This window comes from Guptibacillus hwajinpoensis (assembly GCF_005144865.1).
Taxonomy (GTDB): domain Bacteria; phylum Bacillota; class Bacilli; order Bacillales; family Guptibacillaceae; genus Guptibacillus; species Guptibacillus hwajinpoensis_A.
On the sequence record NZ_SWFM01000003.1, the window covers coordinates 566,548 to 579,403 of the forward strand.

The following is a 12,856-nucleotide window of genomic DNA, read 5'->3' on the forward strand; positions in this document are numbered from 1 at the left end:
CTCCTACTCAACGTTCAGAGAAACAGCTCAAGGGCGACTTCGAATGCTCTAATCCTGAGAAATCTTTCAGCAGATGATTTCTCTCTCTGAAGGGGTCACATTCTACTACTCCCTATCTTTGCCTGTCGACTATTTGTATATCAAGTTTACCTTTTTGATTCATTACCGTCAAGATACTTAAAGCCCTTTTTCTTATCATAGCCAGTCTTCACACAACCTAATCACCCAATTTCCATACTGAACATACGCTATGAGTATCATCCAACACGAAGGGGAATTTGAATGAAAAAACGTTTTGGCGGAATGAGTCGCTATCAGCTGCCTCCAGCAGTTTATAAGTTTAGAGATCTATGTGCACAGTTCGTACCACCGTTCATTATCTTTCAGACCATACGAACAATTCTATTTCCAACTTCAGTTGACGTATTAATTCTTATGATCTTAGTAGCATTAGAAGTGTGCTTTTACTTCGAGTGGATTTAAAGCGATTGAAGTACATTGCTTATGCCATTCATCACTTCTATTTTTTTCGTTAAAAGTCGGACGTGCTTTATATGAGACCATTCCTGACGATTCTCTTTAAACAATGTAACACTATTGAAAATTGTCTCAGGAAAGTATAAATAACTTGCAAGCAGCTCTTTTTCTTCGTCATATAAAGCAAATTGATTTTCATATCGAGCGAGATGTGAAGTGGTTGTTGCTGGGTTGTATTGAAATGGCTTGATGGATGAGCGGACAAAGTAAGCGAGATCTCGAATCGGAGTATCCATAACCGAACGTTCAAAGTTAATAAAATACCCTCTTCCGTCCACTGTAACAAAATGAGAAGGGGAGCATTTCCCATGGCATAGAACGCTTCGGTATCGTTTCGCCTCGATCACCTGTTCATGCCAATCATCTAGTCTTTTTTTAGCTAAATCACAGTACTTCATTAGTTGATGAAAATGTGTCACAAAAGATAGTTCGAATGGGGAAAGGTAGATCCGTTTCTCGATTTGACTAATATACTTCTCCATCTCAAACTGACGACTTTCCCTTAGAAAAACCATTTTCTGATAAGATTGTTTGATGACTTCTTCTGAAAACGCCTGTTCTTTCGCAGTGTATCCATGTAATTCAGCTAGACTATGAATCATTTGTTCTTCTTTCTGAGCAGGATTTTCTATATTCTCTTCAACCCATGGTGTTAAATAAGCTACCCTATCGTCCATTAATACGAAGGAATCCCCGTATTTCGTTTTAATTAACGGAACATACCCCTGGAAATGAAGTTGTTTAAACCGCTCTTCAAGATAAAGCAATAAGTCCATTTGTTCCTTGCTAAGCTTTGTTTCTTTTAACGCAAATGTACCTCGTTCTGTTTCTATCCGCGTTACCTTTCCATGTTTCACAACCTGTTTAGGATACAAATCATATTGAAATAACAGCGCCGGATCACTCATTTTGCGAAAACCCTCCTGTCTGAAATGGAGAGCTGGAGTGTTTCAATGATGCTCTTAGTCGCTTCCCACTCTTCTTGAAACTGTTTAATCTTTTGATCAGAATGACTCGCTTGTTGTAAAGCGAGAATACAGGATCGCCACTCCCATGGTTCAATAACACTTTGAATAATGTGAGCTTGCATCTCATCATCAACGCCATTTAGTAGTGCATCCCAGCTTTTAGTAAAACTCTCTGTCTCCATCGATTTGAACCAAGAGTGTATTTCGTTAACAATCCATTTGTACGCTGGTAATGGTGGCGCATCGGATGCTTCAAAGAAAAGCTGTCCCATGACTCGCTTTAAACGATACCCTCCATATGGTGCTGGGGGGAGTCTACTTGGTTTATCTAGTAATAGCCTTTTCTTAACTTCTGGAATTAGATTAACAAGCAGTGTATAACTTTTTGGATACAATGGCTTTAGCGTAGTGAGCGCTGTTAAAGTTTCTCTATAAGGAAATTCTGAAGAATAAGCGTATTTAGGTGAACAAGTAGTACTCTTAGCAGTCCCTACTAAAGCTGCTAGCAAGTAACCTTTCATTTCAGGATAGAGGTCTTCAGCATAAGACTCTTCAATCAAATCATGTATTGTGATGTAGAAATCACCATATTGAATATAGCCTCTGCCGTCTAGCGTGCGAATCATACGATTGCATAGTAAACCATATTGAGAAAAAAAGCGGTCACGGAAGTTGAGATGATACTCAAGCAAATCCCGCTCCCGCCAATATGATAATTTTTTTTTACCAACATTGGTTAACACTGTTTTCGGTTCCTCTAACCAACTTACATACTCGAACCCAAACTCCTTTAGCAAGCCTGCAACATCCATCTTCATTGCTCCTTTACCCCCACCCTTTTCCAACGATAACGGGTGGGGTTGAACTAACTTAGATTGCTAGCGATTTACAGGAATATATAAGATCTGACCTTCTTTCACTTCATCTTCCTCAAGTCTGTTCACACGAGCAAGATGACTTGGTAACACACGATAACGCTCTGCAATTTCTGTTAATGAATCACCAGGCTGAATGATGCACATTTTCATTCTTGAAAACTGTTCTTCTTCTTTTGTAAGCATACTCGTCAAATAAAGTGCGTTTTCTTCACGACTGCTGCGTTGGGGTTTTTCCACAGCTTCTTCTTCCTCAACATTGTAGTCGTTTGTTTCTTCCATAGCAGGTTGTTCAGGAGGATAGAAATTCGAATCCTCTATTTGTCTTGCCATCTTTGTTAAAAAGTCATAAGTAGGCTCTTGGCCCTCTTCATAATTTTCTTGATCCAAAAGATTTGCTAAATAACGCTCTGCCTTAGCTCTCATGTCAACTTGAGGCGATCGTAAATGATAAGCAAGATCTGAAGATTCCTCTTCACTATCATCAACGTATTTTACATCGGTTTCCCAAACAGTATCTTCCGTCTCATCACCATCAGCTTCAACATCCTCATCAGCTGAATCATTCTCTTCATTGTACATCTCATACTCAGTTCGTTTCTCGTCACCTTGAATTCCACTAATTGAAATATCCGCTTTCAACTGAAGGCAGTTCGCTTCATTCAACGTATAATCAAACGTATCAACCGTTACATAAATTTCTTCGAGGCTTCTAACTCTACTTGCAGGGATCGTAATGTCGACCGGAAAACGGTGACCGATTGATGCTGTACCATCTTCTCGAACATGAACTTCATGAATGGAGCGATAAGCAGATGCCTCATTTTCAGGTTCATCGCTATCATCATTGTAATCGCGTTGAAGATACTCTCCAGAAAGGTATAAACAGCCTTTAACAGCAACATAATCTTCGTACTCTTCAATTGAAATTTCAGGATCAAGGGAGATGGACAACACCTCTTCAACTTCCTGTCCTTTCTTTAACCAGACCTGCTCCTCCACGGAGAAATGCAAATATGAGCCTTCAGGCATGCTTTCTCCTCCTTTCAAACATTATCCATACATTACACATGTATGAACTATTCGAAGAAATATGTCTAATTCAAATTAGAAAGTAAGGAATGAACTCTTAAAAAACACCAAATAAAAAAGCAGTCAGCACGTTAGGCTGACTGCTTTTTATTAGATTTATACTAGCTTAGAAAAGGCTGCTTCAGCAGCTGCGATCGTTTCATCAATGTCGTGTTCTGTATGAGCTGTAGATAGGAACATCCCTTCAAATTGCGATGGAGGTAGGGAAATACCCTGATCAAGCATTTCTTTAAAATAACGTGTAAAGTGCGCCAAATTAGATGAAGATGCTGTCTCAAAATTAATAACTTCCTTATCAGTAAAGAAGAATCCTACCATTGAGCCTGCACGATTAACTGTATGAGGGATATTGTACTTAGCTGCAGCTTTGGATAACCCTTCTCCAAGACGCTCTGCTTTACGTTCAAACTCCTCATAACTTTCAGGTGTTAGTTGAGATAGCGTTTCGTATCCTGCTGTCATAGCAAGAGGATTCCCACTTAATGTACCTGCCTGATAAATTGGACCGGTTGGAGCAATGTGATCCATGATCTCTTTTTTACCGCCATAAGCACCTACAGGAAGGCCTCCACCAATTACTTTACCAAGGCAAGTTAAATCAGGTGTTACATTATAATAGCCCTGTGCACAGTTATATCCAACACGGAATCCAGTCATTACCTCATCGAAAATAAGTAATGTACCATTGTCTTCTGTGATTTTGCGAATTTCCTCAAGATATCCAGGCTGTGGTGGTACAACACCCATGTTTCCTGCAACCGGTTCAATAATGACGCCAGCAATGTCATCTCCAAATTCGTTGAACGCATATCGAAGGCTCTCCAGGTCATTGTACGGCACGGTAATCGTGTTTTGAGCAACACCTTCCGGGACACCAGGACTGTCAGGTAGACCTAGGGTAGCGACACCTGAGCCTGCTTTAATTAGAAGAGAATCTCCGTGCCCATGATAGCAACCCTCGAACTTTAAGATTTTATTCCGTCCTGTGTATCCTCTCGCAAGACGTAGAGCACTCATCGTTGCCTCTGTTCCGGAATTCACCATTCGAACGATTTCAATTGATGGAACCCGTTCAATAACTAGTTCGGCTAGTTTCGTTTCATACTTACTCGGTGCGCCAAAGCTTGTCCCAAGCTCAGTTACACTTTTAAGTTTTTCTACTACTTGATCATCCGCATGACCTAGAATAAGCGGTCCATATGAAAGGACGTAATCAATGTACTCGTTCTGATCAATATCGTAAATTTTGGATCCTTTTCCCTTTTCCATAAAAATAGGATCCATACCGACAGATTTAAATGCTCTCACTGGGCTATTCACTCCGCCAGGCATTACTTTAGATGCTTCCTTAAACGCTTCTTTTGAACGATTATAGTTACCCATTCGTTAAGCCCCTTTCAACTGATTCTATTGATTAAGCATTCGAGCTGCATCTTTTGCAAAATACGTAATAATAAGATCTGCTCCTGCCCGCTTCATACTCGTAAGCTTTTCGAGTACAACTTCTTCCTCGTTAAGCCATCCGTTTTGACTTGCCGCTTTAATCATTGAATATTCCCCACTAACGTTATATGCAACCATTGGAAGTGGAAAACGGTCTTTTAACTCACGGATGATATCAAGATACGCGAGCGCAGGTTTCACCATTAAGAAATCTGCCCCTTCTTCAATGTCGCTTTCAGCTTCTCTAATCGCTTCAAGACGATTCGCAGGATCCATTTGATACGTTTTACGATCACCAAATTGAGGTGTACTGTGTGCAGCATCACGGAATGGACCATAGAACGCTGATGAGAATTTAACAGCATAACTCATGATAGGAACATCTACAAAGCCTGCTTCATCAAGTCCCTGGCGTATAGCTGCAACAAACCCATCCATCATGTTCGAAGGTGCAATCATATCAGCTCCAGCTTTCGCTTGAGAAACAGCCGTTTGTGTTAATAATTCTAGAGATTGGTCATTCTGGACATAGCCATTTTCAATCACACCACAATGACCATGATCGGTGTACTGACAGAGACATGTATCCGCAATGACAGTTAGGTCAGGAAACTCTTCTTTAATTTGCTTAATAGCGCGCTGAACAATACCTGTATCACAATAAGCTTCAGAGCCTACTTCATCCTTGTGGTTTGGTACGCCAAACATCATAATAGACTGAATTCCAAGGTCAACAACTTCTCTAACTTCTTCGTTTAGGCGATCAAGTGAATAATGATAAACACCTGGCATTGAAGCGATCTCTCGCTTCACATTGTCTTCCTCTACTGCGAAAATCGGATATATTAAATCTTCTTTATGTAAATAAGTTTCTCTAACGAGGGACCTCATTGATTCTGAGCGTCTTAAACGACGATGACGACGAAAATCACTTTTTTCCATTGTTGTTATCCTCCCAATTGTTTAAAGTGCTGCTCTAAACTTTCGAGCATTCCTTCGATTGTATATTTTTCTGGTACGACATGGGGATGAATACCATAAGACATTAGCGTTTCTGCGGTAATGGGTCCTATTACTACTATTGTGATTCCTTTAAACCGATCTTTCAAATTCTCCGCTTCAAGAAGCTGCATAAAGTGATGAACTGTTGAAGAAGATGTGAACGTAATAACATCCAAAGCATATTCATCAACCAGTCTTTTCAATGCCGCTCCAGAACCTTGTGGAATCACAGTATTATAAATAGGTAAATCAGTTACGTCATACCCTAATTCGCTTAACTGCTCAGGAAGTTCGTCTCGACCAAGGTTCCCCCTTGGAAGTAGAATCTTCTCTCCTGTGTAAGTGTAACGAGACATAGCAGCAACTAGTCCTTCAGCGATGAAATCCTCTGGTAGAAGATCAATTTGAACACCATATTTCTCAAGTACCTTCGCTGTCTTGGTTCCTACTGCACCAACCTTTATATTCTGAGGTAAGATTGCATGTTGAAAAAAGAATTTCACACCATTCGCACTTGTAAAAAGAATCCAATGATACTGTTCTACTTCAATCGACTTTAGAATGTGATTCCTAGGCTCGAATGAAATAAGAGGGATTTCAAAAGAAAACCCTCCACGGTCTTTAATTAATTTCGTAAAAGCCGCTGCCTGCTCCCGAGCCCTCGTGACTAATACACGCTTTCCTGAGAGCGGAGACTTCATTGATCTAAATCTTCTTTCACACGATCAAGAATATCTTTAGCACCCTGTTCTTTCATTTTAAGCGCAAGCGTATGGCCAACTTTAATTGGATCGTTCCCAGATTCCATTTCTTTAATAATGACAGAACCATCCGGTTCGCCAACAAGTCCAGTTACAGTAATTGAATCATCATCATGAAGAATCGCATGTCCTGCAATTGGAACCTGACACCCTCCTTCAAGTGTATGAAGAAATGATCGCTCTGCTAGAACTGTCTTTTTCGTAACGTCATCATTCAATTTCTCAAGAATACCAAGCAATTCATCGTCACTCTCACGACATTCAATTGATAGAGCACCTTGTCCAACAGCTGGTACACAAAGATCAGGATCAAGGTATTCCGTTACAATCTCTTTTGACCATCCCATGCGATGAAGACCAGCTGCAGCTAGAACAATTGCATCATAATCTTCATCTGTAAGCTTACGGATACGTGTGTCAATATTTCCACGAATCCACTTTATTTCAACATCCGGACGAATTGCTTTCAGCTGAGCACCTCGTCTGAGACTACTTGTTCCGATAACCGCACCCTCTGGAAGTTCACGGAACGGTTTCTTAGACTCAGAAATAATTACGTCTCGATGGTCTTCGCGCTCCGGAATACATCCAATTGTGAGACCTTCAGGAAGAACAGACGGCATATCCTTCATACTATGGACCGCCATATCAATCTCACCTTTTAACATTGCATCTTCAATCTCTTTAACAAACAGACCTTTCCCGCCTACCTTAGAAAGAGTAACGTCGAGAATCTGGTCACCACGTGTAACAATCTCTTTAATTTCAAAATCAAACCCAGGATTTAACTCCTTAAGTTTGCTGATAACCCATTTTGTTTGGGTAATTGCGAGTTTACTTCTTCTTGAACCGACAATGATTTTCCGCATGATTTTTCCTCCAACCTTTGGATGTTTCTTATACATACCAGAAATGGAACTCGGAGAACGTACCTGAGAAGAATACATTAACTAAAACGATGAGAAACGCGGCAACGTTCCACATAGCAAGCGACTTCCCTTCCATATCTCTGGCTACTTTTTGATATAAATACGTGCTATAAGCTATGAGCACGAAAAATGAAATAATAACTTTGGAATCGAGTAAGCTAAATTGCTCAACTTTTAACAGAGCCCAGACAATTCCTAGAATTAAACTTAATAGCAGAAGAGGAACACCTAAAACACTGCATAAGTACGATAGCTTTTCAAGCTGAGATAGATCCCCAAATCTTCTCAAACGCTTACTCCACTTCTTTCCCTTCAACATTTGATAGAGGATCAAATACATAAGGGAGAAAATAAATGATAGCGAGAAAGCACCATAAGATAGAAACGCCATTGTAATATGAATAATCGAAAGCTCAGACATTAACTGTTCTGTTAGCAAACTAGAAGCTTGTTCTCTCGTTGCGAATAAGTTAATGGCCATAATACTGAAACCGAGTACATTTGCAAAAAAAACAAAAAAATCTACTCTGAAAAACCAATTGATAAGTAGCGAGAGGGACACAATCACCCACGCATAAAAAAATAACCCTTCAAAAGGTGTTAAGATTGGGAACCCGCCAATCGCATTAATTTGCATAACCAGAAAGGCAGTTTGGAGCACCCAGACAATAGAAAGCAACCAGAAAGCAAACTGATTTGCTCTCCGGTTGTTTTGCAAGAAATCAATAAAATATCCCAACACACTAAGTGAATAAAGTAAAATTGTTATATCATAAAGCCAGCTGGCGTTCGTCACAACTCAAGTCTCCTCTCCTAGGAGCGCAACTGCGATGCCTGTAATAAAGGGGAGTAGTTAACGGATTCATGCTGTCTTTTCTCTTCGTTTTCCTTCACTCGTTGCTTATGAAGTTCTCTTTCAATTTCTTCCTCAATCGCAAAGATTTTGGTGAAAATTTCAAGCGACTCTTCAGCATTTGGCTCTGCAGCCATCTCCTTCACTCGAACAATAGGATCACGTAGCAGCTGGTTCACTATGCTTTTCGTATGTTTACTTAATACTTTTCGTTCACGATCTGAAAGATCTGGAAGTTTACGTTCAATGCTTTTCATGGTTTCGGCTTGAATCGAAAGAGCTTTAGAGCGAAGAGCTGTAATCATAGGCACAACACCAAGTGTATTAAGCCATTCTCTAAATTGTACAAGATCTTCTTCAATCATTAGCTCAATCTTCTCTGCTTCCTTTTTCCGTTCTGCAAGGTTTGTTTCAACAATCCCCTCAAGGTCATCAATATCGTACAAGAAAACCGAATCCAAATTATTTAACGATGGATCTAAATCTCTTGGTACTGCGATATCAACCATAAATAACGGGCGGCCTCTACGTTTCTTAAGTAAAGGCTTAACATTCTCCTCTGTTAGAACGTAATTAGTTGACCCAGTTGAACTGATCAAAATATCTGCATCAAGGAGAGCAGCACTTACTTCGTCCATTGAACGAGCCTGTCCTTTAAAACGTGAAGCTAGTTCTGTTGCTTTCTCAAGAGTTCGGTTTACAACTGTTACTTGATTAACACCGTTACTTTGTAAATTCTTTGCTGTGAGCTCGCCCATTTTACCGGCACCGAGTATCACAACATGCTTGTTCTCTAGTCCGCCAAAAATCTTCTTCGCTAGTTCAACAGCTGCATAACTCACTGAAACTGCATTCTCCCCAATTTCGGTTTCAGAATGAGAGCGCTTTGCAAGCGTAACCGCTTGTTTGAACAGTTGATTGAAAATCGTACCGGTCGTTTGCGACTCCTGAGCAAGTAAGAAAGCATCTCGAACCTGTCCTAATATTTGCGTTTCACCAATGACAAGTGAATCGAGTCCTGAGGCTACACGGTAAAGATGTTCTGTTGCAGCATCATTTTCACGAATAACGAGATATGGTGAGAATTCTTCTTTTTCAATTCCAAACCACTCAGATAGAAAAGCCTTTGAATAATATCTCCCTGTATGAAGCTGATCTGCTACCACATATAACTCTGTACGGTTACATGTCGACAAAATGACAGCTTCTAGAATACTTTTAGAGTGACGCAACTTATCTAAAGCTTCAGGCAAATCGTTCTCCTGAAATGAAAGTTTCTCCCGTATTTCAACAGGGGCTGTTTTGTGGTTCAACCCTACGACCAGGATGTGCATCGTTCCACCCCCAAAAATTGTTAGCAATACATCTTTTTTGAATATCGTCTACCTTTATTCTAACATGTGACAAAACTCACAGAGTCAATAATTGTGAACAGACTATGAAAGCAATTATGATATGATGAATAAAGTATTTTCTTTGTATATTATTAGTAGTCATACAACTATTAATGTACCAGAAAATCAATTGTATAGCAAAAAATGAGTTTTTTTGACATTAGGAGGATTTGAATTGAAACGTCAAAGTGTTTTTCCAGGTGTATTATTTATTGCAATTGGGCTTTATTATCTTTTTCAGACACTTAGCTTGCCATATTCAGATCAGCTGATGAACTGGCAAGTGATCTTAATCGTTATTGGCGCTGCTATGATCATCCAGGGCTTCATTTCAAAAGAAGGACCTATGTTATTCCCTGGTGTTCTCCTGCTTGGACTTGGCCTTCACCTTTATTTTGTTAATAAACTAGCTATATGGCCAGAAAGCTGGGGAATGTACACATTAATATTAAGTGCAGCCTATCTAGTTACGTATTATAAAACGAAAAAGAACGGACTTATTCCAGGCCTTATCTTACTTGCCATATCAATCATTGAACTTCTTTATACAGGACTTGAAATCTGGCTTGCTTCGACATTTTCCTTTGTAGGAAAGTTCTGGCCACTCGCTTTAATTGTAATAGGTATATATCTAGTAATGAAAAAAAAGTAAGGAGCGGCTGCTCCTTACTTTTTCTATAGGATGGAACTTAAAAAGTCCTGTGTACGCTGCTCTTTAGGATCATTAAAGATATCATTCGGATGACCTTTCTCAACAATTTTACCATCGTGCATATACACAACCCAGTCGCCTACTTCTCGAGCAAATCCCATTTCATGTGTGACGACTACCATAGTCATTCCTTCTTTAGCTAAAGACTTCATAGTAGAAAGGACTTCGCCAACAAGTTCTGGGTCTAGTGCTGAGGTTGGCTCATCAAATAGCATAATATCAGGTTTCATAGCTAGTGACCGAGCAATTGCTACACGCTGCTTTTGGCCCCCTGAAAGTTTATTAGGGTACACGTTGGCTTTGTCAGCAAGACCTACTTTCGCAAGTAGTTCTTTCCCTTCTTTCTCAGCATCTGCTCGTTTCATTTTCTTAACCGTAAGCGGCGCTTCAATAACATTATCCAAAACTGATTTGTGAGGAAATAGATTAAAATGTTGAAACACCATTCCTACTCGCTGTCTCACTTTATTCAGATCATTATTCTTAGGATCTATTGTTTCACCTTCGATAATGACATTGCCGCTGTTTTTAATTTCAAGAAAGTTCATGCAACGGAGTAGCGTACTTTTCCCCGATCCACTAGCTCCGATTAGAACCACAACATCACTTTCATTTACCTCAAGGTCAATATCTTTAAGAACGTGAAGATCACCGAAGGATTTATTCAGTTTCTCTACACGAATCATTTCAGCTTTATCTCCCATATACAGCACCTCTCTTATCTCTTAATCACTAGCGGATAATCTTTTTTCAAGCAGGTTAACAAGTAGCGTAAAGATTAGAACAAGAACAAGATAATATACAGCTACAATCAGTAAGTACGTCATTTCATCAAACGTCCTTGCTCCCTGTGTAGTCGCAACGCTAAATAACTCTGGGAGTGCAATGAATGCAGCTAGGGAAGAATCTTTTAAACCGATGATAAACTGGTTTCCAAGCGGTGGAAGTGCTCTTCGAAATGCCTGTGGTAAAATAATTCGTCTCATGGCAAGGGTGTGACTCATTCCAAGAGAGCGCCCAGCTTCCATTTGACCTTTATCAATGGATTGAATGGATCCTCGGAAGATCTCTGCAATATAAGCTCCGTTATGTAAGGCTAGTCCAATCGATGCTGCCCAGAACTTAGGAATATTAAATTCTGTTAATCCGAAATAGAAAATAAATATTTGTACGATGAGTGGAGTACCACGTATAACCGCAATATAAATGTTTGCTATCCAGTTTAAAATCTTGGATTGTGAAATCTTAAATAATGCAAAGAAGAGTCCTATAAAAACTGCAATTAGAACCGATACGAATGTAACTCGTATGGTGAGCCATAACCCTTCAAAGAATACAGGGTAGCTATTTAATAATGTTTCTAAAAAATGACCAAAAGTTGGCAAGTGAAATCAGCTCCTTAGAGTTGTGTAGCATAGTTTAAAAAGGAATGTGTGCAATAGCACACATTCCTTTTCCTTACTCGCTGTCAGGATTCTGGGTGATGTCTACTCCGATGTATTCCTCACTAAGTTCTTTAAGCGTTCCATCTTCTTTTAGTTCCTGTAACGCCTTGTTTACAGCTTCTAAAAGATTTGCATTCTCTTTCTTAATCGCAACAGCCTGTTCACTAGTACCAAGCTGCTCTACTTTTTCAATTTTAAAGCCTTCTTCAATTGCTTGTTTACCAGTAATGTCATCTGTAATAACGGCATCGTGCTTTCCTTCGCTTAAGGCACGAAGGGCAGTCTGATCACTGTCGTAATTCGAAATTTTGTCTGTGTACTCCTGTGCAGATTTCTCGTATGTCGAGCCTTTTGATACTGCTACATCTTTATCAGATAGATCTTCTACACTCTTAATGTCACTTCCAGGCTGTACGTAGAGAACAGGACCTGAATAATAGTATGGTTCACTAAAATTCACTGCTTCTTTACGCTCATCTGTAATCGTATGACTAGCTACTGCTGCATCATAGCGTCCTGATTGAATAGCTGACACCATACCACTAAACTTAAATTTCTCAACTGCTGGCTCAAGTCCTAGCTTTTCTGCAATAGCTTTACCTACCGCAACGTCAAAACCGTCAAGGTCACCGTTCTCATCAACCGTACTAAAAGGAGGAAACTCTCCCGAAACGACGTAACTGAATTTACCATCTTTTGTTAGTTCCAGTCCATCAGATCCTTCAGATCCTGACGATTCACTCTCTTCGTTACCCCCACCACAGGCAGTAAGAATAAGAACAAACGTTAACATTAGTGCGGTAAGAAAACTCCACTTCTTTTTCATCTTCACATGTCCCCCTTGA

Annotated in this window: 14 protein-coding genes and 1 other annotated feature (1 of these 15 cut by a window edge); of the genes, 2 read left to right on the plus strand and 12 right to left on the minus strand. The window is 39.8% G+C overall.

The window, feature by feature from the left end:
* Window positions 1-128: a binding site (T-box leader), on the minus strand; it reaches 98 nt to the left of the window's first position.
* A 154-nt stretch (window positions 129-282) separates the two neighbouring features.
* Entirely contained in the window at window positions 283-483 is a 201-nt protein-coding gene (locus FBF83_RS13825) for a hypothetical protein (protein WP_136947716.1), read from the plus strand.
* On the opposite strand, the gene FBF83_RS13830 is transcribed toward FBF83_RS13825, so the two are convergent.
* From FBF83_RS13830 to hemA, 9 genes are all read right to left on the minus strand, one after another.
* On the minus strand, window positions 480-1,445 hold the full coding sequence (locus FBF83_RS13830; RefSeq protein WP_136947717.1) for a phosphotransferase: 966 nt from the start codon (window positions 1,443-1,445) through the stop codon (window positions 480-482). The two genes, FBF83_RS13825 and FBF83_RS13830, sit on opposite strands and share 4 nt — an antisense overlap.
* The gene (locus tag FBF83_RS13835) at window positions 1,442-2,317 is read right to left on the minus strand and encodes a hypothetical protein (RefSeq protein ID WP_205665323.1); all 876 of its coding nucleotides are present in this window, start codon (window positions 2,315-2,317) and stop codon (window positions 1,442-1,444) included. Before FBF83_RS13835 ends, FBF83_RS13830 begins: the two co-directional genes overlap by 4 nt.
* A gap of 66 nt (window positions 2,318-2,383) precedes the next feature.
* Entirely contained in the window at window positions 2,384-3,412 is a 1,029-nt protein-coding gene (gene spoVID, locus FBF83_RS13840; RefSeq protein ID WP_136947719.1) for a stage VI sporulation protein D, read from the minus strand.
* A 156-nt stretch (window positions 3,413-3,568) separates the two neighbouring features.
* Window positions 3,569-4,855, minus strand: a complete 1,287-nt coding sequence (gene hemL / locus FBF83_RS13845; protein ID WP_136947720.1) for a glutamate-1-semialdehyde 2,1-aminomutase — start codon at window positions 4,853-4,855, stop codon at window positions 3,569-3,571.
* A gap of 24 nt (window positions 4,856-4,879) precedes the next feature.
* Window positions 4,880-5,857: a porphobilinogen synthase gene (gene hemB, locus FBF83_RS13850; protein WP_136947721.1), complete on the minus strand. Its 978-nt coding sequence runs from the start codon at window positions 5,855-5,857 to the stop codon at window positions 4,880-4,882.
* A gap of 5 nt (window positions 5,858-5,862) precedes the next feature.
* Window positions 5,863-6,618: a uroporphyrinogen-III synthase gene (locus FBF83_RS13855; protein WP_136947722.1), complete on the minus strand. Its 756-nt coding sequence runs from the start codon at window positions 6,616-6,618 to the stop codon at window positions 5,863-5,865.
* Window positions 6,615-7,547 carry a hydroxymethylbilane synthase gene (gene hemC / locus FBF83_RS13860; protein ID WP_136947723.1) on the minus strand — a complete coding sequence of 311 codons (933 nt, stop codon included), beginning with the start codon at window positions 7,545-7,547 and terminating at the stop codon, window positions 6,615-6,617. Before hemC ends, FBF83_RS13855 begins: the two co-directional genes overlap by 4 nt.
* A 28-nt stretch (window positions 7,548-7,575) precedes the next feature.
* Complete coding sequence (gene ccsA, locus FBF83_RS13865) at window positions 7,576-8,403, minus strand: cytochrome c biogenesis protein CcsA (protein WP_136947724.1); 828 nt, start codon at window positions 8,401-8,403, stop codon at window positions 7,576-7,578.
* 17 nt (window positions 8,404-8,420) lie between these two features.
* Complete coding sequence (hemA, locus tag FBF83_RS13870; protein ID WP_136947725.1) at window positions 8,421-9,794, minus strand: glutamyl-tRNA reductase; 1,374 nt, start codon at window positions 9,792-9,794, stop codon at window positions 8,421-8,423.
* A 235-nt stretch (window positions 9,795-10,029) separates the two neighbouring features.
* Here hemA and FBF83_RS13875 point away from each other — a divergent pair, with 235 nt between their 5' ends.
* Window positions 10,030-10,506, plus strand: a complete 477-nt coding sequence (locus FBF83_RS13875; protein WP_136947726.1) for a LiaI-LiaF-like domain-containing protein — start codon at window positions 10,030-10,032, stop codon at window positions 10,504-10,506.
* 23 nt (window positions 10,507-10,529) lie between these two features.
* Here FBF83_RS13875 and FBF83_RS13880 read toward each other — a convergent pair whose 3' ends face one another.
* The 3 genes from FBF83_RS13880 to FBF83_RS13890 all read right to left on the minus strand — a co-directional run bounded on the left by FBF83_RS13880 (window position 10,530) and on the right by FBF83_RS13890 (window position 12,837).
* The gene (locus tag FBF83_RS13880; protein ID WP_136947727.1) at window positions 10,530-11,270 is read right to left on the minus strand and encodes an amino acid ABC transporter ATP-binding protein; all 741 of its coding nucleotides are present in this window, start codon (window positions 11,268-11,270) and stop codon (window positions 10,530-10,532) included.
* A 21-nt stretch (window positions 11,271-11,291) separates the two neighbouring features.
* Window positions 11,292-11,951 (minus strand): amino acid ABC transporter permease, encoded by a 660-nt coding sequence (locus FBF83_RS13885; RefSeq protein ID WP_136947728.1) that lies wholly within the window; start codon window positions 11,949-11,951, stop codon window positions 11,292-11,294.
* 73 nt (window positions 11,952-12,024) lie between these two features.
* Entirely contained in the window at window positions 12,025-12,837 is an 813-nt protein-coding gene (locus tag FBF83_RS13890; RefSeq protein ID WP_136947729.1) for a transporter substrate-binding domain-containing protein, read from the minus strand.
* Between the last annotated feature and the right edge of the window lie 19 nt (window positions 12,838-12,856).